Origin of the sequence: Arthrobacter sp. WCS2018Hpa-7 (genome assembly GCF_031843805.1) — a bacterium.
Lineage (GTDB): Bacteria > Actinomycetota > Actinomycetes > Actinomycetales > Micrococcaceae > Arthrobacter.
The window spans coordinates 137863-163334 of sequence record NZ_JAVTJB010000009.1; the positions used below are offsets into that span (position 1 = coordinate 137863).

Annotated in this window: 27 protein-coding genes; 7 read left to right on the forward strand and 20 right to left on the reverse strand. The window is 63.0% G+C overall.

Features of this window, described 5'->3' with window-relative positions; all coding sequences use genetic code 11:
• Positions 1-66: 66 nt before the first annotated feature.
• From RQH14_RS12180 to RQH14_RS12195, 4 genes are all read right to left on the reverse strand, one after another.
• Positions 67-1077, reverse strand: a complete 1011-nt coding sequence (locus RQH14_RS12180; protein WP_089595510.1) for an exonuclease domain-containing protein — start codon at positions 1075-1077, stop codon at positions 67-69.
• 96 nt (positions 1078-1173) lie between these two features.
• Positions 1174-1860, reverse strand: a complete 687-nt coding sequence (locus RQH14_RS12185) for a hypothetical protein (protein WP_311213481.1) — start codon at positions 1858-1860, stop codon at positions 1174-1176.
• The gene (locus tag RQH14_RS12190; RefSeq protein ID WP_311213482.1) at positions 1857-2789 is read right to left on the reverse strand and encodes an ABC transporter ATP-binding protein; all 933 of its coding nucleotides are present in this window, start codon (positions 2787-2789) and stop codon (positions 1857-1859) included. The genes RQH14_RS12185 and RQH14_RS12190 overlap by 4 nt, the downstream gene beginning before the upstream one ends.
• A complete protein-coding gene (locus RQH14_RS12195) occupies positions 2786-3187 on the reverse strand; it encodes a GntR family transcriptional regulator (RefSeq protein ID WP_311213483.1) in 402 nt (133 codons plus the stop codon). Before RQH14_RS12195 ends, RQH14_RS12190 begins: the two co-directional genes overlap by 4 nt.
• A gap of 131 nt (positions 3188-3318) precedes the next feature.
• On the opposite strand from RQH14_RS12195, the gene RQH14_RS12200 reads away from it, so the two are divergent.
• On the forward strand, positions 3319-4080 hold the full coding sequence (locus tag RQH14_RS12200) for a VTT domain-containing protein (protein ID WP_311213509.1): 762 nt from the start codon (positions 3319-3321) through the stop codon (positions 4078-4080).
• Positions 4081-4144: 64 nt separating this feature from the next.
• Here RQH14_RS12200 and rdgB read toward each other — a convergent pair whose 3' ends face one another.
• From rdgB to clpS, 6 genes are all read right to left on the reverse strand, one after another.
• On the reverse strand, positions 4145-4807 hold the full coding sequence (rdgB, locus tag RQH14_RS12205) for an RdgB/HAM1 family non-canonical purine NTP pyrophosphatase (RefSeq protein ID WP_311213484.1): 663 nt from the start codon (positions 4805-4807) through the stop codon (positions 4145-4147).
• Positions 4804-5562 carry a ribonuclease PH gene (gene rph / locus RQH14_RS12210; RefSeq protein ID WP_311213485.1) on the reverse strand — a complete coding sequence of 253 codons (759 nt, stop codon included), beginning with the start codon at positions 5560-5562 and terminating at the stop codon, positions 4804-4806. Before rph ends, rdgB begins: the two co-directional genes overlap by 4 nt.
• Positions 5563-5610: 48 nt before the next feature.
• A complete protein-coding gene (locus RQH14_RS12215) occupies positions 5611-6408 on the reverse strand; it encodes an MBL fold metallo-hydrolase (protein WP_311213486.1) in 798 nt (265 codons plus the stop codon).
• The gene (gene murI / locus RQH14_RS12220; RefSeq protein WP_396136299.1) at positions 6405-7436 is read right to left on the reverse strand and encodes a glutamate racemase; all 1032 of its coding nucleotides are present in this window, start codon (positions 7434-7436) and stop codon (positions 6405-6407) included. The genes RQH14_RS12215 and murI overlap by 4 nt, the downstream gene beginning before the upstream one ends.
• A gap of 103 nt (positions 7437-7539) precedes the next feature.
• On the reverse strand, positions 7540-8106 hold the full coding sequence (locus RQH14_RS12225) for a DUF2017 domain-containing protein (RefSeq protein ID WP_311213488.1): 567 nt from the start codon (positions 8104-8106) through the stop codon (positions 7540-7542).
• Positions 8099-8461 carry an ATP-dependent Clp protease adapter ClpS gene (gene clpS / locus RQH14_RS12230; protein ID WP_026540162.1) on the reverse strand — a complete coding sequence of 121 codons (363 nt, stop codon included), beginning with the start codon at positions 8459-8461 and terminating at the stop codon, positions 8099-8101. Before clpS ends, RQH14_RS12225 begins: the two co-directional genes overlap by 8 nt.
• A gap of 37 nt (positions 8462-8498) precedes the next feature.
• On the opposite strand from clpS, the gene RQH14_RS12235 reads away from it, so the two are divergent.
• Both RQH14_RS12235 and RQH14_RS12240 read left to right on the forward strand, forming a co-directional pair.
• The gene (locus RQH14_RS12235) at positions 8499-9827 is read left to right on the forward strand and encodes a nicotinate phosphoribosyltransferase (protein ID WP_311213489.1); all 1329 of its coding nucleotides are present in this window, start codon (positions 8499-8501) and stop codon (positions 9825-9827) included.
• Entirely contained in the window at positions 9827-10453 is a 627-nt protein-coding gene (locus RQH14_RS12240) for an isochorismatase family protein (RefSeq protein WP_311213490.1), read from the forward strand. The genes RQH14_RS12235 and RQH14_RS12240 overlap by 1 nt, the downstream gene beginning before the upstream one ends.
• 81 nt (positions 10454-10534) lie before the next feature.
• Here the strand turns inward: RQH14_RS12240 and RQH14_RS12245 are convergent, their stop codons facing one another.
• From RQH14_RS12245 to RQH14_RS12280, 8 genes are all read right to left on the reverse strand, one after another.
• Positions 10535-12310, reverse strand: coding sequence for a DEAD/DEAH box helicase (locus tag RQH14_RS12245; protein WP_311213491.1), 1776 nt, complete (start codon positions 12308-12310; stop codon positions 10535-10537).
• Between the two features lie 112 nt (positions 12311-12422).
• A complete protein-coding gene (locus RQH14_RS12250) occupies positions 12423-12761 on the reverse strand; it encodes a DUF3039 domain-containing protein (RefSeq protein ID WP_089595519.1) in 339 nt (112 codons plus the stop codon).
• 8 nt (positions 12762-12769) lie between these two features.
• Positions 12770-13552, reverse strand: a complete 783-nt coding sequence (gene nagB, locus RQH14_RS12255; RefSeq protein ID WP_311213492.1) for a glucosamine-6-phosphate deaminase — start codon at positions 13550-13552, stop codon at positions 12770-12772.
• An 87-nt stretch (positions 13553-13639) separates the two neighbouring features.
• A complete protein-coding gene (locus RQH14_RS12260) occupies positions 13640-15211 on the reverse strand; it encodes a transporter (RefSeq protein ID WP_311213493.1) in 1572 nt (523 codons plus the stop codon).
• Complete coding sequence (locus RQH14_RS12265) at positions 15193-16086, reverse strand: ATP-binding cassette domain-containing protein (RefSeq protein ID WP_311213494.1); 894 nt, start codon at positions 16084-16086, stop codon at positions 15193-15195. Before RQH14_RS12265 ends, RQH14_RS12260 begins: the two co-directional genes overlap by 19 nt.
• 40 nt (positions 16087-16126) lie before the next feature.
• Positions 16127-17227, reverse strand: coding sequence for an NADH:flavin oxidoreductase/NADH oxidase (locus RQH14_RS12270; protein WP_311213495.1), 1101 nt, complete (start codon positions 17225-17227; stop codon positions 16127-16129).
• The gene (locus tag RQH14_RS12275) at positions 17227-18240 is read right to left on the reverse strand and encodes a tetratricopeptide repeat protein (protein WP_311213496.1); all 1014 of its coding nucleotides are present in this window, start codon (positions 18238-18240) and stop codon (positions 17227-17229) included. Before RQH14_RS12275 ends, RQH14_RS12270 begins: the two co-directional genes overlap by 1 nt.
• Positions 18241-18277: 37 nt before the next feature.
• Positions 18278-20035, reverse strand: a complete 1758-nt coding sequence (locus RQH14_RS12280; protein WP_311213497.1) for a hypothetical protein — start codon at positions 20033-20035, stop codon at positions 18278-18280.
• Positions 20036-20237: 202 nt separating this feature from the next.
• On the opposite strand from RQH14_RS12280, the gene RQH14_RS12285 reads away from it, so the two are divergent.
• The gene (locus RQH14_RS12285; protein WP_311213498.1) at positions 20238-21530 is read left to right on the forward strand and encodes an AI-2E family transporter; all 1293 of its coding nucleotides are present in this window, start codon (positions 20238-20240) and stop codon (positions 21528-21530) included.
• An 89-nt stretch (positions 21531-21619) separates the two neighbouring features.
• On the opposite strand, the gene RQH14_RS12290 is transcribed toward RQH14_RS12285, so the two are convergent.
• A complete protein-coding gene (locus RQH14_RS12290) occupies positions 21620-22414 on the reverse strand; it encodes an alpha/beta fold hydrolase (protein WP_311213499.1) in 795 nt (264 codons plus the stop codon).
• An 18-nt stretch (positions 22415-22432) separates the two neighbouring features.
• Positions 22433-22777 carry an ATP/GTP-binding protein gene (locus tag RQH14_RS12295; protein WP_311213500.1) on the reverse strand — a complete coding sequence of 115 codons (345 nt, stop codon included), beginning with the start codon at positions 22775-22777 and terminating at the stop codon, positions 22433-22435.
• 57 nt (positions 22778-22834) lie between these two features.
• Here RQH14_RS12295 and nucS point away from each other — a divergent pair, with 57 nt between their 5' ends.
• The 3 genes from nucS to RQH14_RS12310 all read left to right on the forward strand — a co-directional run bounded on the left by nucS (position 22835) and on the right by RQH14_RS12310 (position 25286).
• Positions 22835-23530: an endonuclease NucS gene (gene nucS, locus RQH14_RS12300; protein ID WP_026540148.1), complete on the forward strand. Its 696-nt coding sequence runs from the start codon at positions 22835-22837 to the stop codon at positions 23528-23530.
• Positions 23531-23574: 44 nt separating this feature from the next.
• Positions 23575-24831, forward strand: a complete 1257-nt coding sequence (gene nagA, locus RQH14_RS12305; protein ID WP_311213501.1) for an N-acetylglucosamine-6-phosphate deacetylase — start codon at positions 23575-23577, stop codon at positions 24829-24831.
• Positions 24832-25082: 251 nt separating this feature from the next.
• Positions 25083-25286, forward strand: coding sequence for a cold-shock protein (locus tag RQH14_RS12310; RefSeq protein WP_018776337.1), 204 nt, complete (start codon positions 25083-25085; stop codon positions 25284-25286).
• The last annotated feature ends 186 nt before the right edge of the window (positions 25287-25472 follow it).

A 25472-nucleotide genomic window follows, 5' to 3' on the forward strand; every position in this document is an offset into this window, starting at 1 on the left:
GCCCCAAGGCTAGGAGCGTGGCTCTTCCGTCGGGAAGCATTGTTGCGCAGTATGACCGTTTGCGGGTCAGGCCCCGCCCACCATCTGCAGGAACTCGCCTTCGGAGACAACCTCGATCTGCTGGCCCTTGGCGTGCAGTTCCAGGACCCGCTTGGCTTTGCCGGTGAGTCGTCCGGCGCGTAGGTCGCCTGCCACAAAGCCATCGCCGACAATGAGCACGGTGGTCCTTGCCGTCACCCGGCTTTCGGGGCGGGCTCCCATGTCCGCGGCCCGCGATTTGGCTTCCGGCCGCGTAATCGCGAGATCACCCGTGAAAACCACCGTCTGCCCGAACAGAGGATGCCCCGGCTCCGCTGCGGGATTGGGCAAGGGGTTGGGCCCTTCCTCAGGCCAGGCCGACCATCCGCTGGGGCCGCCAACGGCTCGTTCCAGGGCACCTTCCGCAGCACTTCCCGTTTTGGCCGCGAGCGCAGAGAGGGTCGCTTTGGAGAGGCCCTGCGCGGGATCGAACGCTGGCTGCTGGGGGAGGTTAAGGCCCAGGGAAAGATAGAGTTCGGCGATGCTGTTGGCATTGTTCCGCCGGGCGATGTCCACCAGGATACCGGCGCAGGCACGGGCGTCCTCGGCGGCATCGTGATGGTTGACCAAGGGCACGCCGGCCTCTTCCGCGGCATACGGTAAGGAGTTTGACACCAGCGAGTAGCAGCGTCGGGACAGCATTACCGTACAGACATAGTCATAGGCCGGTCCGGCAAGGCCCGATACTTCCAGACCGGAACGAATGACGCCGAGATCGAAAGCTGCGTTGTGCGCGGCGAGGACGTCGCCACCTATGAACGCGCCGATTTCCGGGAAGAGTTCGCCGAACCGCGGCCGGCCTGCAACGTCTTCGGCGCGGATGCCGTGGATGCGGGTGTTGTGGAACTCGAAGTGATCGTGGTTCTCCGGCGGGCGCATCAGCCAGGACGCTTCCTCCACCACAACTCCACCGCGGACTTTGCTGAGTCCTACCGAACACGGCGACCCCCGGAAGCCGTTGGCTGTTTCAAAGTCGATCGCCGTAAAGTCCAATGCCACTGGACAAGGTTACAGCCGGAAAAGGCCGCCCCTGCCGATTTGCTCGGTGGGGCGGCCTTTCCGGCCTGCATTGTGGTCAACGCGACATCTCGATGCCTACGGTGTGGCCCTGCGCAGAGTTGTGTAGGATCCTGCTGCGAGTACCACGCACAGGAGCGCGGCCCACCCGCTGATGCTGAGCGGAGTCTGCTGGACCATCCAGTTTCCAAAGTGTCCCCATCCTTCAAAGACGGTGGTGAGGGCGGCTATGCCGATCAGGGCTATCGCCGTCCCCAAAGTGGAGACCAAGGTTCCGGTAGTGCCCCAGCGCTTGAAGATGGTGGCGAACCAGAATCCGATGATGAACATGAACATCATCAGCACAAAGAAGAACGCAGCGGTGGAGTACCAAGGACCGTCGGTGACCCACGGGATGTTGAAGAAGTAGCCGTACACTCCCCAGCCGTTGGTGGCCCGTTCGAGGACACCGCCCAGCATGTACAGCACGGTCATCCCCAGTGCGATGAGCGAGAAGAGGCCAAGGGTTCCCAGGTAGAACGCACGGCGGCTGATGCTCAGTCCTTGGGAGAACGGAAACACCAAGGTCATGCTTTGGATTCCAAGGACCAGGAAGTACCAGAGGGGTGCCTGGCTGCCGCCGCCATTTTTCCCCTCGGTGACAGGAATGAGTGCGAAGATGGCCAGCGACATCAGGAAGGATGCCGCCAGGATGGTCAGAGGCCATCCGATGTACGTCCACTTGTTGATCAGCTGCATCCGGGCAACTGCCAATGTCCTGCTCATCGCCTTGCCTCCATCGTCTCATCGGCGAATTCTCCACTGCCTGGACCTGCTGCGCCTGCCCCGGCCATGGTCTTCCGTACCACCAACTGCTGCAATGAAACCGGTGATAGTTCGAGGCCAAGCTCCTGGGCTTCGGTTCGTTCGCGACTGCTGAGCACCTCGTCCACCGTGACGGAGGCCAAGGATCCCAGGGTTTCGCGGTGCAGGGTCTTCCTGCCGGCAAGGAAGGCGTCCACCTTTTCCGCAGAACCTGAAACGGTGACAGCCGAACCTCGGATCTCCTCGGCATCGGCGTCCATGATGATCCGCCCCCGATCGATCACCACTACGTGTTCAAGGAGGTTCGCTACCTCATCGATCAGGTGCGAGGACAAGATGATGGTGCGCGGGTGCTCTGCGTAGTCCTCCACCAGGCGGTCGTAGAAAAGCTGGCGGGCGACGGCGTCGAGCCCCAGGTAGGGCTCGTCGAAGAACGTCAGTTCTGCACGGGAGGCGAGGCCAATGATGACCCCGACGGCGGACAACTGGCCGCGCGAGAGCTTCTTGATCCGGCGCTTGACGGGGAGTTGGAAGTCCTCGGCCAACCGGTCGGCGAAGTCCTGGTCCCAGTTCTTGTAAAACAGGGCTGCGGATCGGAAGGCGTGCCGGGGCTGGAAGTCATCCGGATATTTCTGTGCCTCCCGGATGAAGCAGATCCGGGACAGAACGTCCTCGTTCTCATAGGCACTGGCTCCAAAGACCAGCGCTTCACCGGATGTGGCGAACGCTTGGGCGGTCAGGATGGACATTAACGTGGTCTTGCCCGCGCCGTTGCGTCCGAGCAAGCCATAGATACGGTTTGCAGAGAGGCTCAGGTTGACGTTGTCCAGTGCGTTCAGGTCTTTGTAATGCTTGATCAGGTTACGGGCCTCGACGATGGTCTCGTTCACAGGGCCGCGCTCCTTTCCTTGTCTGTCCCGGATTCCGGAGCAAGCCCGGAACTGCGTTCAATCATCGTGTTCAGCTGCTCCGCCGAAATGCCCAACTTCCGGGCCTCCAGCGCCAGCGGCTTGACGTACTGCTCCACGAACTCTTCGGTGCGGCGCGCTATCAGCTGGGCGCGGGCTCCTGTTGCTACGAACATCCCTATCCCCCTGCGTTTGTACAGAATTCCTGAATCCACCAGCACATTGACGCCCTTGGCAGCAGTTGCCGGGTTGATGCGATGGAAGGCAGCAAACTCGTTGGTGGAGGGCACCTGGGATTCCTCGGCCATGGTGCCGTCCACGATTCCGTTCTCAATGAGTTCGGCGATCTGAAGGAAGATCGGCCTGCTGTCATCGATCATGAGCACCACCGCCTCATTGGTTCATTACTCATGTAACTAACCATACAAGCAGCGAGGCAGGAGTCAAGGGCTCTCCCCCGAAAATCACGACGACGGCCGTCAAGTAGGCTTGATGGGTGATCTTTTCTGCGATAAACGACCTTGCCGTATCCACTTTCGGGGGCGCGGGACCGGTTCAGCCTTCCATGGCCTCGTTCCTGCCGGACTGGTTGAACCCCGACGTCTTCCTCCGCGATTCCCCGTTGGGACCGTGGGTGGTCCTCCTGGTCTGCGCCATTGTTTTCGCTGAAACAGGCCTCCTGGTGGGCTTCTTCCTGCCGGGCGATTCGATGCTGTTCACGGCGGGGCTGCTGGTCTCCACCGGCGCCATCGAATTCAACCTGTGGGCTATGTGCGGCATGATCATCGTGGCCGCCATCATCGGTAACCAGACCGGTTATCTCATTGGATCGAAGGCCGGACCGGCCATCTTCAACAAGCCGGATTCACGGCTTTTCAAGAAAGAAAACGTGGAGAGCGCCCATGCGTTCTTCGAGAAGCATGGTGGCAAGGCGTTGATCCTGGCGCGCTTCGTTCCCATTATCCGCACTTTCGTACCGGTGATCGTGGGCGTTGCGCAGATGGATAAGCGCAAGTTCTTCCTCTTCAACGTCATCGGTGCCGTCCTCTGGGGCGGCGGCGTTACCCTGCTCGGCGCATGGCTTGGCCAGTTCGAGTGGGTTGGCAACAACATCGACATCATCTTCATCGTCATAGTCCTGATCTCGGTCATCCCGATCTTCATTGAGGTCGGCCGTGGCTTCGTCGCCAAGCGCAAGGCGGCAGCAGCAGGCACCGACCCCGTGGAGGAATTCATCGAAGAACACGAAGGCGGCAAGCACGGCGAGCACTGAGGATCACCGCCCAAGCACTGAAAAAGGCACCCCGCATGGCGGGGTGCCTTTTTTGTCGAAGAAGCTAGTTCGAGCCGGACTCGGACAATGCCAAGACGATCCCCGGAAGCAGGGCCCGGAACGCCTGGCCGCGATGACTGATGGCGTTTTTCTCCTCCGGGCTCAGCTCCGCACAACTGCGGTCCATCCCGGCAGGCTGCAGCACGGGGTCGTAGCCGAAGCCGCCTTCTCCGCGAGGTTCACGCAGGAGCGTCCCCTCAAGCTGGCCATACTCCACGGTTTCGTGGGCGATGCCATCTGGACCCGGCACGGCCAATGCGGCAGCACAGACGAACGCTGCTCCGCGGAACGCGTCCGGAACATCGGAGAGCTGGGCCAGGAGCAGGTTCAGGTTGGCGGCATCGTCACCGTGGGTTCCGGACCATCGGGCAGAGAAGATTCCGGGAGCTCCGCCCAGGACATCAACGGCCAGCCCGGAATCATCGGCTATGGCTATCAAGCCTGTCGCCTCCGCTACGGCCCGGGCTTTGAGGAGTGAGTTCTCGGCAAACGTGACACCGGTTTCCGCAACATCCGGGGCACCTGCCGCAGCGGCGTCCACCACCTGGGTATCGACGTCGAGCCCTGGAACCTGGCCCCGGAGCAGTTCGCGGAGTTCCCTCAGCTTGCCCTTGTTGTGCGTGGCCAGGACAAGGCGGGGCGCTTGAGTTGGCACAGTGCCGCTCACGGGGCCTCAGCCAGGGTTTCGCGCTGGATGGCGGACAACTGCGTGGTGCCCAGCAAGGCGAGGTCCAGCAGTGCGTTGAGTTCATCGCGGTCGAAGGGGGCGCCTTCAGCCGTGCCCTGGACTTCAACGAACTTCCCTGATCCGGTCACCACCACGTTCATGTCAGTCTCAGCGCGGACATCCTCCACATAGGGCAGGTCAAGCATGGGTACGCCGTCGATGATCCCTACGGACACGGCTGCGATAGTGTCCACCAGCGGCTCGGCGTTGCGGGCGATGAGCTTGTTCTCGCGGGCGAAACGGATGGCTTCTGCCAGGGCCACATAGGCGCCGGTGATCGCAGCGGTGCGGGTGCCGCCGTCGGCCTGCAGGACGTCGCAGTCCAGGACGATCGTGTTCTCGCCGAGCGCCTTGGTATCAATGATGGAGCGCAGGGAACGGCCGATCAGGCGTGAAATCTCATGGGTGCGTCCGCCGATCTTGCCCTTGACGGACTCACGGTCCGAGCGGGTGTTCGTGGCACGGGGAAGCATGGCGTACTCTGCGGTGACCCAGCCGCGGCCTTCGCCCTTGAGCCAACGCGGCACGCCCTCGGTCAGCGAAGCTGTGCACAGGACCCGCGTATTGCCGAACTCGATCAATGCCGAACCTTCGGCCTGCTTTGACCAGCCGCGGGTGATGCTGATGGGACGCAGTTGGTCAGGTGTCCGGCCATCGGCGCGGATGACGGGTGTGGATGTAGCTTCAGAAGTCATGGTTCAAGCTTAGCCAAGCCCGGCGCACCTCCCGACGTCGGCAAGGTGCTAGATCGTGTAGTGGACTCCGGCGACGGCGACGGCGACGTCACCGGCAAACACCGGTTTTGCTTCTGACAGCACTTTGGTTTGGGACGTCCACACAGGAATATGGGTGAGAAGCAGCCTCCTTGCAGAAGCGTTCGTTGCTGCCTCGCCTGCCCGCTTGCCGGTGAGGTGGACGTCTTTGATGTCGTCGTCCCGGCCTTCCTCGAACGCTGCCTCACACAGGAACAGATCCGAGCCCTTGGCTGCATCTTCAAGCCCCTGGCACGAGTCGGTGTCACCGGAGTACGTCAGGATTTTGGTCACTGGGACGCCGTCCTTGCCAGGTTCGGTGGCCGTCACGCGCAGCGCGTACGCCTCTTCAACCGGGTGGTTGACGGCATACGGCGTCACGGTGAAAGGACCCACAGTGACGGGCCGGCGCTCGGCCCAGTGGGTGAAGTCGAATTCCTCGTGCATGCCGGGATCCAGGTCCAGGCCATAGGCCGTCGCCATCCGGTCCGCTGTGGCAGCAGGCCCCCACACCGGCAACCGGTCCCGTCCCCATCCGCCGGGCTTCCATCTGACAGCCACGTGGAGTCCGCAGAGGTCCATGCAATGGTCCGGATGAAGGTGGGTGAGGAATATCGCGTCGATGTCTTCAAGATCGGTGTAGCGCTGGATCGCTCCCAGTGCTCCACTGCCGAGGTCCATGACGATCTTCCACTCGCGTTCGCCGTCGTGCGCCGTCACCAAATAGCACGACGCCGGCGAGCCGGGACCGGGGAAGGAACCGGTGCAGCCCACTATGGTCAGCTTCACAGTCCACGCCCCAGGGTTGTGCCCGCACTGCCGCTCAGGCCACGGTCCGGCTGTACGAAATATGAGCGTCGGGAGAACCCGGTTCCTGACCGTGCTGCTTCCAACATCTCGGGCGTGATGCGGGCCAGGCTGCCTGTGGGGTACTGCGCCGCCACATGGTCCACATGCTTCACGGAAAGAACTTCCGGCCCCAGGAAGCGGCGGGCGAGAGTCTCGAATTGTGCGGCATCACCGGTGGCAATGAACTCGTGGCTCGGCGTAGTGGACTCCGTCCGTTGGATGCCATGGGTGGCCAAGGCACGGTATACGTCCTTGGCGGTCTCCTCCGCGCTGGAAACCAACGTGACATCCTCACCCATCACGAAGGAGATGACACCGGTCAACAGCGGGTAGTGCGTACAACCCAGAACCACGGTGTCCACGCCGGCGTGCTTGAGCGGTTCCAAGTATTCGTTGGCGGCGGCAAGCAGGTCAGGGCCGGTGGTGATCCCTGCCTCCACAAAGTTCACGAACGCCGGGCATGCCACGGACGTGATGGTGAGGTCCGGGGCAGCAGCAAAGGTGTCCTCATAGGCACGCGATCCCACGGTGGCCGAGGTTCCGATGACACCGATCCGGCCTGAGCGCGTAGCAGAAACAGCCCGCCGCACTGCAGGCTGGATAACCTCGATGACCGGGATGCCGTAGCGGGCCGTATAACGTTCCCGTGCGTCCCGGAGCACAGCCGCCGACGCCGAATTGCAGGCGATGGTCAGCAACTTCACGCCCGAGTCCACCAATTCATCCATGACACCCAGGGCGTTGGCGCGCACCTCGGCGATGGGAAGCGGTCCGTAAGGGCCGTTGGCGGTGTCACCGACGTACAGGATTGATTCATTGGGGAGCTGATCGATGATGGAACGCGCTACAGTCAAGCCGCCCACTCCGGAGTCGAAAATGCCGATCGGGCGCGTCCCGACAAGTTCCCCCGTGCTGATGGGGGCGTCAGAGCCCAGGGTGCCGCTTGGTGAACCCGATGCTGAAGTCATAATTATTCGAGAATAAGGCTTCCCTTGGTGTGCGGCCATTACCTGTGGCCTCCGCCTCGTGTCTGATGTGTCACAAGGCGGGAGCACGGCCCGGCCGTCCGGATCAGGATTTCGCCTGCCTTGCGGCCATCATGGCCTGCACCAGGGACTCCTGCAGCCACGTAGTGAAGTTGTAAACCAGTGCCAAGTAGCTCTCCACGTCCTCGGCCTGGCTCCAGTCCTGCATGCTGTGGATATGTTCCGCGTCCGCTTCGTCCCGAATGTCCAGGCGCTCGGCCAGGACCAGGCGGACATCGTTCAGCGCCATGGACCAGCGGGTGGCGTCTTCCGGCGTCAGGATCAGCTCGTCTTTGTCGAGCCCCATGGCCGCAGCCCTGAGGGCGCCGATCTTGTTTTCCCGCACCGAGCGTTCGGTGAGTTGACGGAACTCCAGCGAGCCGCCGTCGTCGTCCTTCATGACGTTGGGCAGAAGCCGCAACAGGGCGCGGTCGCTGGGCTGCTTGACGTCCATGTCCAGGCCGATGAGCGCCGCCAACGGGTCCTCATTCTCCCGCACGTCCTGCTCCAGCATGGAAATGACGTCGTCCAGCAATCCGCGCAGGAGGTCGCGCTCGGCGGGCTCGAGGTAGCCGGTGATGCCCTTGAGTCCGTACTTGAATGCCTTAGCCACGCTGGCGGCCGCCCTTTCCAGGTGTCTCGTTGCCGCTCGCGGCCTTTTCGACGGTGGCCCACAGGCCAAACCCGTGCATGGCCACCGCGTGCTGCTCCACTTGTTCCTTGCTGCCGTGGGCCACGATGGACCGGCCCTTTTTGTGGACCTCCATCATGAGCTTGTGGGCTTTGGACTCGGAATAGCCGAAGTAACTCTGGAAAACAAAGCTCACGTAGCTCATCAGATTCACGGGATCATTCCAGATCACAAGGTTCCACGGGATATCAGGGGCTGTCAGGACATCGGTGGCGGACTGCTCTGCAGCTTTGGTCCGCTCATCGATGTCCGTGCCATACGCAACGCTAGGGCTCATCTGTCCATTCTATGGCGGCTCGCACTAGAGTGAATTCGTGAGTAGAGCCGCGTCCTGGGACCATCCCGCAACTTCCTTGTACACAGACCACTACGAACTGACGATGCTTCAGGCCGCTTTGCATTCAGGCGCCGCGCATCGACGTTCGGTGTTTGAAGCCTTCGCCCGGCGGCTGCCGGACGGGCGGCGCTATGGCGTGGTGGGCGGTACCGGCCGCCTGCTGGAGGGGATCGCCGACTTCCGCTTCGGCGACGCCGAGCTCGCATTCCTTGAGCAGAACAAGGTGGTCAACCAGGAAACCCTGGACTACCTGGCCGACTACAAGTTCAGCGGAGACATCTGGGGCTATGCCGAAGGCGACGCCTATTTCCCCAACTCCCCCATCCTGATCGTGGAATCCACCTTCGCAGAAGCCTGCATCCTGGAGACCTACATCCTCTCTGTCCTCAACTACGACAGCGCCATTGCATCCGCCGCTTCGCGCATGACCTCTGCCGCGGGCACCCGCCCCTGCATCGAGATGGGCTCCCGGCGGACCCAGGAAGAATCGGCGACGGCGGCCGCCCGCGCCGCGGTGATAGCCGGCTTCGCCAGCACCTCCAACCTGGAGGCCGGACGACGTTACGGCATCAAGACCGTGGGCACCGCGGCCCACTCTTTCACCCTCCTTCATGACACCGAGCGGGAGGCCTTCGAAGCGCAGATCGCGACTTTTGGACCAGGGACATCGCTGCTGGTTGATACCTATGACGTCGAGACAGCGGTGCGCACTGCGGTGGAACTGGCCGGTGACAAACTCGGTGCGGTACGCCTGGATTCGGGCGACCTGATTGCACAGGCCCAATGGGTACGGCAGTTGCTCGATGACCTCGGCAACGTCAACACCAGGATTGTGGTGACCTCGGACCTCGACGAGTTCGCCATTGCCGCCCTGCAGTCCGCTCCAGTGGACTCCTACGGGGTGGGCACGTCGTTGGTGACAGGCTCCGGCGCCCCCACTGCCAGCATGGTTTACAAGCTGGTCAGCCGCACCAACGATTCCGGTGAATTCATCTCCGTGGCCAAGGCCGCCAAAAACAAGGCCAGCGTGGGCGGACGCAAATACGCCCTCCGCAAGCTCAATGAGCGCGGGCGCGCCACCCAGGAAGTCGTGGGCATCGGCCACCGTCCCGAAGATGACGGCAACGACCGCGTGCTGCTTCACCAATTCGTCAAGAACGGCGAGGTACTCCCGGGCTGGACCGGCCCGGAAGGCGTCATTCGCGCCAAGGAAAGGCACTCGGCCACCATGGCCGAGCTGCCCGCCGTCGTCAACCGCCTCCAGCGCGGCGAGGCTGCCATCCCCACCGTTTACGAGGAGAACTGATGTCCCGCGCCCTGATCATCGTCGATGTCCAGAACGACTTCTGCGAGGGCGGCACCCTGGCCGTCGAAGGTGGCGCCGCCGTCGCCGGAGCCATCACCGAATATGTGGACGCCAACCAGCAGCACTTCGACCACATCGTGGCCACCCAGGATTGGCACATCGAACCGGGCGACCACTTCTCCGATGAACCCGACATGGTGGATTCCTGGCCTCCGCACTGCCGCGCCCGGACCAAAGGCGCGGAGCTTCACGAAGACCTTGACCCCGAGTACATCCAGGCCTATTTCCGCAAGGGCCAGTACACAGCGGCCTACTCCGGTTTTGAAGGTGTCCTCGCCCCCGAAGACGACGTTCCTACGGGAGACCTGAAGGCCGGGGCCACCGTTGCCGAAGTCTTCGACCAGGATGCCATTGGCCTCGATGACTGGCTGCAAAGCCACGACGTCGAGGACGTCGTAGTGGTGGGCCTCGCCACCGACTACTGCGTCAAGTCAACGGCGCTCGATGCCGTGCAGGCCGGCTACAACACCACCGTCATCGCTGGGCTTACCGCCGGAATTGCCGACGACTTCACCGATGCGCTCGACGAAATGGAAGCAGCCGGCGTCGACGTCGAACGCGACTGAAGCTGAACAGCGTTACAGCAGAAAAGCCAGGGGGCGCCGCAAACGCGGCGCCCCCTGGCTTTTCTGCAGATGATGGTCTCGCTACTTCCTGCCGATGAACCAGTCCTGGAGCTTGCGCAGGCGGGCCTGCAGTTGCTCCTCATTGGCCTGTGCCACAGCAGGGCCGCCACACACTTCACGAAGTTTGGTGTGCACTACTCCGTGCGGGGTGCCGGTTCGGGCAGCCCAGGCAGCGACGTTCTTGGCCAGCTCGTTCCGGAGATCCATGAGCATCCGGTGGTCAGGCACAGCGGGTGCGGCTGCAGCCGCCAGCGGTGACTGGCGTTTCTTGCGCGACTGCTGATCGTGCTGGCGTTGACGCAGCAGTGTTCCTACTTGCTCGGCGTCGAGGAGCCCTGGAATGCCCAGGAAGTCCAGTTCATCATCGGAACCGATGTCCGCTCCCGTGCCGAACTCGCCACCATCAAAGAGGACGCGGTCAAACGAAGCTTGGGAGTCCAGTGCTTCGAACTTGCCCTTGGTGAGCTCGTCCGAGGCTTTGTCCTCCCGGTTGGCCTCGGCCATGAGGTTCCCTTCAGGATTGAAAAGACCGTCCTCGTCCTTCTCCGGGCGGTCCAAAGCGTGGTCACGCTCTGCCTCCATGGTGTTGGCGAGGATCATCAGCGGGGGCACGGACGGCAGGAAGACCGACGCCGTCTCGCCCCTCTTGCGGGCACGCACAAAACGTCCCACGGCCTGGGCGAAGAACAATGGCGTGGAGGTGGAAGTGGCATAGACGCCGACAGAAAGGCGCGGCACGTCAACACCTTCGGACACCATCCGGACGGCAACCATCCAGCGCTGTTCACCCGCGGAGAACTCCTCGATCTTGCTCGAGGCCTTGGAGTCGTCCGAAAGGATCACCGTGGGCGACTGGCCCGTGATCTTCTTAAGTTGGCCCGCATAGGCACGGGCGTCGTCGTGGTCCGTGGCAATGACCAGGCCACCGGCGTCCGGCACCGTCCGCCTGACCTCGCTGAGGCGCTTGTCCGCCGCGGCGAGCACGGCAGGGATCCACTCTCCGGTGGGGTTCAACGCCGTGCGCCACGCCTGGGAGGTGATGTCCTTGGTGACGGCAGCTTCGCCCAGCGAGGCAGCCATTTCGTCACCTGCACTTGTTCGCCACCGCATCTGGCCTGAATAAGCCATGAAGAGCACGGGGCGGACCACGTGGTCCCGCAGCGCATTGCCGTAACCGTAGGTGTAATCGGCTTTGGAACGCCGGATGCCGTCCCGGTCCTCAGCGTATTCAACAAACGGAATGGGAGAGGTATCCGAGCGGAACGGAGTACCAGTCAGTGACAGGCGCCTCGCGGCCGGATCAAATGCCTCGCGCAGGCCATCGCCCCAAGAGAGCGCTTCACCGCCGTGGTGGATTTCATCCAGGATGACCAACGTGCGCGCCGCTTCAGTCTTGGCGCGGTGCAGCATCGGCTTGCTCGCCACCTGTGCGTACGTCACAGCGACGCCCACAAAACCACGGCCGTGCTGGCCGTCGGAGTTCTTGAAGTTGGGATCGATCGCGATGCCCACCTTGGCTGCGGCATCAGCCCACTGCCGCTTCAGGTGGTCGGTCGGAGCAACGATCGTGATCCGGTTGACCACGCCGCTGTCCAGCAGTGTGGTGGCAATGCGCAGCGCAAAGGTGGTCTTACCGGCGCCGGGCGTCGCCACGGCCAGGAAGTCCTTCGGGTTGCGGGTCATGTAGAGGTCAAGGGCCTCCTGCTGCCAGGCACGGAGCTTGGGCGCAGTTCCCCACGCAGCCCGTTCCGGGTACGCCGGAGGCAGGGATGGTCCACCAAAAAGTGTTTCTGTCATGCTGACTCCCCCGGCCTGATGGCAACGACCATTACCTCCAGCCCGGCGTGACCGCCGGACTGGAGGACAAAACGGTAACGATCAGAAGGGACCTGTGTTCTCTTCCCACCCACTACTTGGAGTTGCCCGGGCCGCCGTTTTTTCCACCGTCGTTGCCGGGGCGGAGACCTTCATAGATCTCCTTGCACTCCGGGCAGACCGGGAACTTCTGGGGGTCGCGTCCGGGCGTCCAAACCTTGCCGCACAAGGCAATGACCGGCTCGCCGGTCAACGCCGACTCCATGATCTTTTCCTTGCGGACATAGTGGGAAAAACGCTCGCGGTCGCCGGGTTCCACTTCCTGGCGCGTTTCCTCGCGCTCAATGGTGGCAGTGGACGTTCCGGCTCCGGAAAGCTCGCGCATGGGGTCGTTTTCGAATGGATCCGGAGGAAGCGTAGTCATGCCAAACATCTTACCGTCTAGATGCCCTGCCACTCCGGCTTGTTGTCGTACGTGTGCCGATAGTAATCAGCCAGTTTCAGCGATGACGCGGCTGCTTCATCCACCAGGATTGTTGCGTGGGGGTGCATCTGGAGGATTGATGCAGCACAAATCGCGGCCACGGGTCCCTCCACGAAATCGCGCACCGCCTGCGCCTTTTGGGCACCTGTTGCGACAAGCACCACATGACGGGCATCCATGATGGTCCCCAGCCCCTGGGTCACCACATGATGGGGAACATCATCGATGCTGTCGAAGAAGCGGGCGTTGTCCTTCCGGGTCTGCTCGATCAGTGTTTTGATCCGCGTCCTGGACGCCAGGGATGATCCGGGCTCGTTGAAACCGATGTGCCCGTCAGTGCCCACCCCCAGGATCTGGAGGTCCACGCCCCCTACTGCCTTGATGGCATCCTCGTAGTCCTGGCAGGCTGACTCCAGATCCTTGGCGGCGCCGTCCGGGCCGTGCACATTCTCCGGTTTGATGTTCACCCGATTGGTGAATTCGCGCCGGATCACCTCGCGATAGGACTCCGGATGTCCGGCCTCAAGGCCCACATACTCGTCCAACGCGAAACCGTGCGCCTGGCTGAAGTCCAGCCCCCCGGCATCGTAGCGGCGTGCGAGTTCGTCATAGACAGGCAGCGGCGAGGACCCCGTAGCCAGGCCCAGCACAGCATTCGGCTTGCGGCGGACCAATGCTTCAATGGCATCGGCTGCAAGCGCACCGATCTGCTTGGTGCCAGGGAGAATGACAACTTCCATCGTCACGGCCTTTCTTGGTTGGGGTCTTCGAGCTATCTGACAGAGACGTTATCCCATGTCCCACCTACGGGCACGGTTGTTACGCGGCTAACGGTTCACACTGAGCTGGGCGAACATTTCCGGCCCCCGTGCGTCCAACCATTTTCCACCGAGGCGGATGCCCACGATGAACAGGATGACACCCAGTACCGGGCCCGCCACCAGGTTGATCCAGCCAGCCTCCGGCCCACCAGTGAAAGCCTGGACTGCCACCAATGCAAGTTCAGGAACCAACAGGAGAGCCAGGAGGCCCATCCCCACCGCTTGGACGGCCAGGGTCTGGGCAACGTTTCCCGGGGGCTTCTTGAACGGGCTGTCGCCGGGCAAGGGGACGGCAATGTTGTACCGGGCAGAAATGACTGAAGAAAGCCCCAGGCCGGTGAACAGCGTTCCGAGGGACAACCCCAGGAGGTTGGGCAGCCACTGCCAGTCGCCCGTCACGAACAGGGGCCCCACAGTAAAGAGCAGCACGACCGGAAGCGATATGGCCAGGCAGGCCAAGGCCCGCCCAAGCCTGTCATCCACTCCCTTGACGCCCGCCGCGAGATGAAGGGCAAAGGCAGTGTTGTCATAAGAGACATCGGCGCAGATGGACCACGCCATGACGAAAGCGGTCAGCGGACCCAGAATCATGAGCAAGCCATAGCTGCCGCTCTGTGAGCCGCTGAAGTAGAACAGCACCGGGAACATCGGAACAATCACCAATGACGCCGCATACCTCGGGTCCTTCAACCAGTAGATCAGCGCCCTGGCAGCAACGGCCCCGGCCGGCGTACCGGGGAGCAGCCCGAACAAGCCAAGCTTTCCGCCCTTTCTGGCCGTGCCTCCGGAGTACGCAGGCGTCACCAGCGCACGCTTCAGGAGCACATGCCAGCAGAAGAGGAGCGCGGCAATGGTGGCCGCCGCGATCAGGAACTTGAGTCCGGCCGCAGCAAGATTACCGGAATCGATGTCACCGCCAAGGGACCAGGCCGCACCCAAGGGCGTCCACGATACCGTTCGGGCGAGCACCGGGAGGTAGTCGGCGCTGCCGCGGACACCGTCCACCACGCCCATCATGATGGGACCCAACAGGACCAAGGGGATGAAGACAACGATGCTGCTGACGTCCTTGAAACGCCTCGAAGCCGCCAGGCCGGCTGTCGCCGTCGTGACTACTTTGGACAACACGATGCACGTCAGGGCACCAAGGACAGCCCCCAGCACGGCACCTGTGACGGCCGGAACACTGCGCCACCAGGTCCCAACAGTTCCCAGGGCGGCAATCAACGTAGCCAGGCCGGGAATGCCGATGAAACCCGCGAGGGCCAGGCCCGTCAGGAGTTGCTTGGAAGGTATGGCGAACGTGGTGAACCGCGCAGGGTCCAGGGTCATGTCCGCGGCCGAGGCAACGAGGGGGATGATGGCCCACCCAAGGACTGTGGCCGCTCCACCCAATACCACTACAGTGTGGGCGATCTCCGGATCAGCCAACCGCAGTGCTATGAGGCCTCCAACCAGGAGGACCAGCAATCCCAATGCATAAAGGAGCCCCAGGGCCATGCCCACCAGCTGCCACGGACTGCGCTTGAACCCATTAAGGAGCAGGCGCCACTTGAGGCTTAGAAGGTGCGCAACCATTCCAGCCCCTCCGTTCGGTGTCCGCCGCCCACCAGCTGGACAAAGCGTTCCTCCAACGTAGAGCCATCGCGGACCTCGTCCACGGAGCCTGCTGCCAGAAGGCGTCCACCAGCCACCACTGCGACGTGGCTGCACATGCGCTGCACGAGGTCCATGACATGGCTGGAAACAATGACCGTGCCTCCGGAGGCGACGTATCCCTCCAGGATGCCCCGGATGTTGGCAGCCGACACAGGATCCACCGACTCAAAAGGCTCATCAAGGACAAGGAGTCGCGGTGCATGGATGAGAGCGGAGGCCAGGGCGATCTTCTTTGTCATGCCGGCGGAGTAATCAACCACCAACGAACCGGCATCGGCTTCAAGGTCAAGGGCAGCCAGCAACTCAGGAACACGTGCACCGACAACGTCGCGGTCCATGCCGCGAAGGAGTCCGGAGTAGGTCACCAATTGCTCGCCCGTCAGCCTGTCAAAGAGGCGAACGCCATCAGGCAGGACACCCATGAGCTTCTTGGCCTCCAACGGACGCGCCCATACGTCAACTCCATGGATCAAGGCTGTGCCAAAGTCCGGCCTCAGCAGCCCTGTGGCCATGGACAACGTGGTGGTCTTGCCTGCACCGTTGGGGCCGACCATCCCGTAAAAGGATCCGGCAGGTACTTCCAGGCTGACGCCATCCACGGCGATCTTGTCACCGAAGCGCTTGGCCAGGCCACGGATGGACAAGGCAGCCAGTGGCGCTGACGCAGGCGGTGATTCAGGGTCCTGGGTTGGCGGGGCCTGTGCGGAGACTTGAGGCGGTGCGGGGAATTGTGGAGTCGCGGCATCCTGTGGCGGCGCGGACGTGGGCGTGGGTTCATGGCGTGGTTCCGTCATGTGACCAGCCTAACCTCGCGCACCGGAGCCGGAGCCGGTTCTAGAAGCCGTGGCGGGGGACGGCCCGCTGGTACTGCGGAACCCAGGGGATGTCATGGCCGAGTTCGTACGCGGCCCTCAGCCACCAATGCGGATCGCGCAAGGCCGCACGTGCCATGAACACGGCATCTGCCCTGCCATTGGCAACAATGTCCTCGGCTTGGGCGGCACTGGTGAGAAGCCCTACCGCCCCGGTGGGGACACCGGCGTCGCGCCTTATCTGTTCGGCGAACCCGGCCTGGTAGCCAGGCACGGCCCTGATTTTCTGGTGCGCCACAGCACCACCGGAAGAGACGTCCACGAGGTCGACGCCGCGCCCGGCAGCAGCACGGGCCAGGCGGACTGACGCCTCAGCGTCCACTCCCCCGTCAGCCCAGTCGGTGGCGGAGATCCTCAACAGGAGCGGCATGGAGTCCGGGATGGCGTTTCGGACCGCGTCCACCACGCTGAGCATGAGTCTGTTCCGCCCCTCCTCGTTGCCGCCCCACTTGTCCGTCCGGGTATTGATGAGCGGACTTTGGAACTGGTGCAACAGATAGCCGTGGGCGCCGTGGATCTCCACGGTGTCAAAACCCGCAGCAACAGCCCGCGAGGCCGCGGCGGCAAAGTCGTCCACTACAGCCAGGATGTCCTCCTCGCTCATCGCCGCCGGCGCGGCGTAGCCGTCGAACGGTGTGGTGGCAGGTCCAACGGTGACCCACCCGCCGTCGGACGATGGCACGGAGCCTGTCTGATCGGCGAAGGGCCAGTACGTCGAAGCCTTGCGACCTGCATGGGCCAACTGCGCGCCGATCCTGCACTCCACGGCGCCATGCCGGTGGACGAAATCAACAATGCGTTCCCAGCCCGCGGCCTGCTCATCGGAGTACAACCCGGCGTCCAACGGGCTGATCCTGCCCACAGCGTTGACCGCTGCGGCCTCGCTCATGATCAAGGCGGCACCACCGGCGGCGAAGGAGCCGAGGTGCATCAGATGCCAGTCGTTGGGGACGCCTTCTCCGGTCCCGGGATGGCAGCTGTACTGGCACATGGGCGAGACCCACCCCCGGTGCGGGATAGTGAGTGAACGCAGCTGCAGCGGAGAGAACAGCGCGGACGGCACTAGAAAAGAACCCTCGCGAGTCCTTGACGGGCCTTGGCTACCCTCTCGTCCGAAGTTCCGACTACCTCGAAGAGTTCAAGGAGCCGCACGCGCGCGGTCTCGCGTTCCGGACCGAAATTCCTGCCGATGAACGTGATGATGCGGCTGAAGGCGTCCTCGATGTGCCCCCCGGAAACGTCAAGGTCGGCGACGCCAAACTGGGCGTCGAGGTTGTCGGGTTCCCGGGCGGCAAGGTCACGGAGGTTTTCTGCCTCGGGAGCAGAAAGGTTCTCCAACCGGGCCATCAGTTCAACCTGGGCCAGTCCGGCTTTGGCGTCAGTGTCTGCAGGCTGCTCCAAGAGCGCTTGCTTGTAGGACGCAGCAGCTCCGGCGTAGTCACCGGCCTCGATCGCGTCAATGGCGGCCTGATGCAGGGGCGGGAGGGGCTCAGGCTCGGCTTCCCCACCCTGGGCGGCGGCGTCACGGATGCTTCCGCTCACCCCGTTGGCGGCAGCGACTTTGAGGAGTTCCTCCACGAGGTCCCTGATTTGCGCGTCATCGGCAGGACCTTGGAAAAGAGGAACGGGCTGGCCCTTCACCACGGCTACCGCGGTGGGAACAGCCTGCACCTGGAAGGCCTGCGCCAGTTGCGGGAAGGCGTCGACGTCTGCAGCCGCGAGAACCAGCCGGCCGGCGTAAGTTTCCACCACGCGCTCAGCGGCGTCCAGGACTGCGGGCGATTCCGGTGCATAGCGCGACCAGAGAAGGAAGAGAACAGGAATCTGCGCAGACAGCTGCACCAGATCCTGGAAGTTTGTTTCTGTGGCATCCACCCTCAGGGGTGCCGAGCCGGTGCCACCATTAGTTTCATCACCATTGGGGGTTCCGCCGTCGCGCGCAGCACCGTCCGCGGAAGGGGAGGCTGGCGGCGCGGGGGGTGCGGCCGGGCGGCGCAGTGACGAGAGGTCAACGGCGCCGCGAAGGTTGAGCTGGCTGGCAGCGGCTGGAGTGGGTCGGTATCCGGGCGAACTCATACCATCCACTCTAGCCGCTGCCCTGCAGCGGAATTGCCTACTTGAAGCTGGCCCCTACCAAGCCCCGCGTAGCTGCGACGAGCTTCATGGGATCGGCGGATCCTGCCGGTGGAATGTACACAGCCACGGACTCAGCGAAGTTCAGCACCATACCGGTAGTGGTCTCCTTGCCCCCGGCAAAGACGGCGGAATCATCTTCAAGGAGGAGTTTGTCTCCTGCCGCCTTGGGCGTGCCCTCGAAGTTGAAGTCCAGTCGTCCCACCACCAGCGCGCCACCGTCAGCGGTGCGCAGCACAACGGTCTGGTTGGTCGCGGGTGTATGGGTAAATTTGAAGTTGGCGCTGGTCCCGTTCTTCACGGTGTCTGCCTGGTAGGCCAGGGCACCGGCGATGTACGGGGACGCCTGGCCGTCAGCCAGCTTGCTCCGGTTCGGCGAGTCAGGCGTGGTCAGCATTTCAGCCAGGATGCCCAAGGCCTCGTTGCCGCTGTACGCCAAGCCTGTGTTGTCGCCGGCGGGCACAGGGTCGGTTCCTTCGCGGGGAACGGGGAACGACGGGAAGTTGGTCCCGGGCTGCAGCGGCGCGCTGCCCCAAAGCTTGTAGTTTTCCCGCGGCGAGAGCTGAACAAGCGTCAGGACCTGCGGCACAACGTTGCCGTCGCCCTGGGTCAGGGCAAAGACCGTACGGGGCCACTCGCGCTTGGTGCTGATGACGCTGCTCTGGAGCTTCGTGGCCCGGACGGGCATACGGGCTTCATAAGCCGATACCGCGGTGCGGATCTTGTAGTTCTGCGTACGGATCTGCAGTTCCATCTTGTCGACGCGGGGAGCCAGCTTGGCTGCATCCTTGGCGGCGTCAGCAGCATCAACCGTGCTGGCTACCTGTTCCAGGATCCGCTGCAGCTGGGATTCCAGCAGCACGGGGGTGCCGCCGTCGCCCTCGGCGGGCGCTGCGGCAGAAGAGGTGGGGGTCGCCTCAGGCGTGGTGGTTGCCTGGGCGGCGACAGCCGTGCCGCCTACCATGACAGCTGCCAAGGCAGCGGCAATGGCGGTGACCCGGAGCGCAGGTCCTTCGGTTTCCGGACCACGACGACGGCCGGCGTCACCTGACGTCGACTGGACGGGCAGCGTGGTGGTTTCCCCGCCATCATGCGGTTCGTCGTCCTGGCCGTCCTTGCGGCGGTTGGACAGGGCTTTGGCGATGAAGGGCAGGGCCGCTCCCACCAGGATGATGATGATGCCCAGAACGATCAGCGGCACGGCCCAGGGGGTGGTGGCGTTGTTCGGGAAAGTCATGGAAATCGACGACGGCGCAGGCTGGGTTCCGTCCGCGGCTACCAAAAGGGACCACTCACCATCAGCAGGAGGGTTCCAGGTGTAGTCCAACTCGCCGCTGGCGTCCTCGGTGCTGACCCAGAGATCGGATCCCGCCGGGGAGGGAGCTGTTGCTTCGCCGTCCACCGAGGAGGCTTCCAATGACTTCTGGTCTGCCGACACGCCGGTCAGCGTGGTGTGGGCGGTCTTACCCACCCAGGCTTCGACGTCGTCCGGGCGCCCGGTGGCGACCATGAAGTTGCCTTCACCCTGGATCTTGATCTTCACTGGCCCATCGTGGAGGTCGATCAACTTTTGGTCGATCACCGTCAGCGGGGCAGCTTTGGTATCGTTGGGAACCGAGGCGGTTACGGTCTCGGAGGGGGCCCAGAAAGTCATCTGGCCAATGCCGGCCAGCATCGTCAGCAGGCCCAGCAGCACCAGCAAGGCTGCAGTCTTCAAACGCACAGGATCACCTATCATCAGCGGTCGTTGAACTTCAAGGGTAACCGTTTTGTTATCAGAGAGTCAGATCGGGGTGATCTCCCCAACATCGGGAAAACCCCGCCATCGCGCCGCCATCGCGGCTTTCCGAGCTCCTGATAGTGTGGCGATGATCATGATATCCGGGCCTTTTAGCGCCTGAATCAGCCCTTTACCACTAATGAAAAGGCAGCAAAACCGCGTGAAAGACCACTTGGAGCCCCGTCCCACCGATGAGCCCGGGTCAAGTGCGGTGGATGCTTCCTCGGACGGCACCGCCGCAACGGTTCCGGTCCGCACCGGACGACTCGCCGCCCTCGGTCGCCGGTTGAGGCAGCCCATTCCCGGAGCCCGCACCCGCGTTCGTTTCGAAATGCCCCCGGAAGACGACACCGACGAGGGCCTCGGCGGCCTCCGGCCCGAAGACGATCACGGCTTCGGCGCCCCGGGGCCGCGAATGTCGTCCCAGCACCCTCTCTACGTGGGCTTCATGGGGACCGCCGGCGTCGGTATCGCTCTGGCAGTGTTCTATATCGCCAGCAACACCACCCAGCTCATCTTGTGGATCGTCGCTGCACTCTTCATAGCCCTGGGCCTGGACCCTGTAGTCCGCTGGCTGGAATCCCGCAAGGTCCCCCGGCCGGCAGGCATCCTGATCTCCGTTTCAGCCCTCGTCCTGGCGGTGGCAGGGTTCTTTGCAACCCTGATTCCGACCATCGTGGAACAGGTATCGGAAATCGTTCGCCAGGCCCCCGAGTGGATCCGCGGATTCCTCGACTCGGACTTCTTCCGCAACGCCGACAGCCAGTTCGGCGTCCGTGACCGGATCACCACCGAGCTGGATAAGTTCGTCAAGGATCCCGAGGCCATGGGCGGCATCTTCGGCGGCGTGGTCGGCTTTGGATCCACGGTTGCCAACGGTCTGTTCGGCTCCCTGATCGTGCTGGTCCTGAGCCTCTACTTCCTGGCCGCCCTGCCGTCCATGAAGAAGTGGGCCTACCGCCTCGCTCCCCGGTCCCGACGCCCCCGTGTTGAGGCGCTCTCCGAAGCCATCACCGATTCCGTGGGCAACTACGTGATCGGCCAGGCATGCGTCGCTCTCCTGAACGCGATCTTCGCTTTCATTGTGATGACCATCCTGGGCATCCCCTTCAGTGTCCTGCTGGCCTTTGTGGTGGCCCTGCTCGCCTTCATTCCGCTGGTGGGCGGCATGATCGCCGCCGTCGTGGTCATCCTGGTGGCCCTCACCGCCGGCTGGCAGACCGCCGTCGTCTACGCGATCGCCTACTTCGCCTACCTGCAGTTCGAGGCGTACTTCATCTCTCCGCGCATCATGCAACGCGCCGTGGCTGTCCCGGGAGCCGTAGCTGTGATCTCGGTGATCGCCGGCGGCAGCCTGCTCGGCGTCCTGGGCGCGCTGATTGCCATTCCGACGGCGGCCGCCATCATGCTCCTGATCAAGGAAGTTTTCATCATCCGCCAAGACCGGCACTGACTCGTCCCCTGCCGGGTTTTTGTACAGATAATGCCCCTTAACCTCGCCGTTAAGGGGCATTATCTGTACAACAACTCTTCGCTGCTGGACTATCCGTTCGCCACCGGCCCCGCCCACTCGCGGGGCAGGCCGTCGACGCCGGCACCTGCGGGAGTGACGTCGTCGACGATTTCATTCAGGACGCGTGCCGCGTACTTCTCGCCCACCCACAGGTGCTTGGCACCGTCGACGCCGACCAGCCGGGCCTGCGGCACCAGGCCGAACCGCTGGGCTGCTTCGGCAGGCTGCAGGTAGTCGTCGTGCTCCGGCACCAGGACCGTGAGCGGCTTGCCGGAGGCGGCCCACTCCTTGAGGTGGACATCCGTGGCACGGTGCAACGGCGGGGACAGCAGCACTGCACCTTCGATCTCCGGGGCCACCGGCTCCACAGCTCCGTACATCAAGGCAAGTTCGGTGCCAAAAGACCAGCCGACGAGCCAGCGGTTCGGCAAACCCCGCTCGACAGCAAAGCGCACTGCCGCCTCCACGTCGAAGCGCTCCCCGATACCTTCTTCGAAGTGGCCATCGCTGGTACCGCGCGGCGACTGCGTGCCGCGCGTGTTGAACCTGAGCACAGCCACGCCGGCCAGCGCCGGGAGCCTGTAGGAGGCCTTCCGGTAGACGTGGGAATCCATGAAGCCGCCGTGGGTGGGCAGCGGGTGGAGGGTGATCAACGTCGCGGTGACCTCCCCTGATTCCGGCAACGCCAGCTCGCCCAGCAATACCTTGCCGTCTTCAGTGGTGAACTCCACATTCTCGCGGCGGGCGGGAAGGACCGTGGATGCGCGGATCTCCGAGGGGGCAGCCTGCGGGGTAAACACGAACGAGGCGGGGTCGAAAGTCATGGTTCCAAGACTAGCGAATCAGCGGTAGCGGTACGTCCTGCCCGTCCAGCAGTTGGTGTGCCAGTGCCTGCGTTCGGCCAACCCTGCGGCTTGTCCAAACAGGTGGCTGTCGGACCACACCACCAGATGCGCGATGCCGGGGACGATAGCGGTGGAGCAGCCGGGGCAGATGTATTCCTTTTCCGCTTTTTTGGCTGTCATGGTCCGGACCATCCAGTCACCATCCGGTGCGCTTTCCCGCCGGGCAATTCCGCCCCGCGCCCTTTCCAGGTCAAGCTCAGGTGCCGGCTCGGCCCATTTGCCACCGGCATTGCCGGAGCGTGTGCTGGACGCGTTGCGACGAGGGCGGTTGGAGCGGGGCATGCTTCCATTCTGCCCCAGCCACACTGTTGTAGATGGTGAGGCGGTAATGTGGGGCGGGTGCGACTCGTCATAGCCCGTTGTTCTGTTGATTATGTTGGCCGCCTTAAGGCCCATCTCCCCCTCGCCACCCGGCTGCTGCTGGTCAAGGCCGATGGCTCCGTGTTGGTGCACTCTGACGGCGGCTCCTACAAGCCGCTGAACTGGATGAGCCCGCCAGCCACGCTCCGGGTGACCACGCCGGAGGAGACGGACGTGGAGGAAGGTGTGGTGGAACAGTGGACGGTCCAGTCTGCCAAGACCGATGACCGCCTGATCATCAACATCTACGAGCAACTGCACGACACCTCGCACGAGCTCGGCACCGACCCCGGCCTGATCAAGGACGGAGTGGAAGCGGACCTTCAACGACTCCTTGCGGAGCAGATCGAGACCCTCGGAACCGGCTACTCCCTCATCCGGCGCGAGTACTTCACAGCAATCGGTCCGGTGGACATCCTGGCCCGGGACGCAAACGGCGCCACAGTGGCCGTTGAACTCAAGCGGCGCGGCGACATTGACGGCGTCGAACAGCTGACGCGGTACCTTGAGCTGCTCAACCGCGATCCCCTGCTGGCACCAGTTCGAGGCATCTTCGCCGCACAACAGATCAAGCCCCAGGCAAAGGTCCTGGCCAACGATCGCGGCATCGCCTGCGTAACGCTTGATTATGACGCCATGCGCGGCGTGGATGACAGCGAGTCCCGGCTCTTCTGACTTTTCCCCGGGCTCATGTGCCGCAGGCCACTAGAATCGAAAGCATGACTGCCGCAGATCGTTTGCCCACTTCTTCCGCGCCAAGCCACCAGATCATCAAAGGCACGATTGTCAGTGACGGCGAGGTGGTGGAGGACGGCCTTGTTGCCATCGAAGGCGACAGAATCGCCTATGCCGGAGCTGCTGCTGGCTTTGATCCGGAATCATTTGAAGGTTTCCAGAGCGCTGTCCGGTTGGGAGTCCCCAGCGGCAGCTACCTGATTCCCGGACTGGTGGATGTTCACTGCCACGGTGGCAATGGCGGCGATTTCCCAGGCGGGGAAGAGGCATCGGCGCGCAAAGCCGTCGACTTCCTGCACCGTTCGGGAACAACAACGTTCCTGGCCAGCATGGTGACCGCTCCCCCGGAGGACCTACTCCGTGGCATCCAGCTGTATGTAAAGCTGGCGGACGAAGGCCTCGTAGCCGGAATCCACCTCGAAGGCCCGTTCTTGTCCCATGCCCGCTGCGGAGCCCAGAACCCGGACTACTTGCTGGAACCGGACCTGGAACTGATGGAGGAGCTCGTCGGCGCTGCAGCCGGCAAGCTGGCCACCATGACCTATGCTCCCGAGCTCCCGGGCGCTGCCGCGCTGGTGGACCTGATGACCTCCCACGGTGTCACTCCCTCCCTCGGCCACACGGATTGCGACGACGCCACGGCGGCGGCGTCGCTGGCCGCCGCCCGCGAAGGACTGGAATCAGCAGGATTCGACGGCGTCAGCTCGCTTCCCACTGTGACGCACCTTTTCAATGGGATGCCTCCCCTGCACCACCGCGCGCCGGGCCCCGTTGCTGCCTGCCTGCGGATGGCACAGGAGGGAAAGGCCGTGGTGGAGCTCATCGCCGACGGCACTCATTTGGATCCCAGCACGGTAGCTACGGTCTTCCAACTGGTAGGAGCTGCCAACATTGTCTTGGTGACGGACTCCATGGCCGCCGCCGGCCTTTCGGACGGCAGCTACATGCTGGGTCCCTCTCCTGTGACCGTCAGCGATGGTGTCGCCACGTTGGATGCCACAGGGTCAATTGCAGGCGGCACCGCCACCCTCCTGGAGGTTGTCCGCAAAACCGTAGCGGCCGGCGTCGGACTTTCCGACGCCGTTTGTTCCGCCACGACGGTTCCTGCAGCTGTCCTTGGACTTTCCGACGAAATAGGTGGACTGCGCCGTGGCCTGCGGGCGGACCTCGTTGTGACAAACGAAGATCTTGAACTCACCAGCGTGATGCGCAACGGCCTGTGGCTTCACAGCGCAAATTGAATGCGCGCGTTACCTTCTTTTTACCGAAAATTTTCCAGAATTGCCCAAAAGACCGTTGACCTCCGGCAGGGCACATGAAAGTGTTGTAGCAGTCTTTGTGTAGGTGGTTTTCATGCTCGCAAGACGAGTTGCGAGCGTGAAGCTCCTGCGAAACCAACCGGTATCCCCGGACGGAATCCAAGGTCTTCTCGCGGAGTAACAAAGCCGGTACGAGGTGTATCGGACTGATGTTCCACAATGAGGAGAAATACATGGCACTGGGAACCGTCAAGTGGTTCAACGCTGAAAAGGGCTTCGGCTTTATCACCCCGGATGACTCGGATGGGGACGTTTTTGTTCACTACTCCGAGATCCAGACCGGTGGCTTCAAGACCCTCGATGAGAACCAGCGCGTTCAGTTCGAGATCGGTCAGGGCGCCAAGGGCCCCCAGGCAACCGGCGTTACCGTCGTCTAGCCTTACCTGTTGAATTCTGCTGGTTGCAGATTCAACAAACACATTGACCCCGGCTTTCGAGTCGGGGTCAATGTGTTTAAGGCCAGTAATGTCTGATATTTCGACAACGCCTGTTACTAACCATGAAGAAAGGGTTATAGGCCAAAACGTGTGTAAATCTCGGGTGTGTCATGTGCGGCCTGCCCA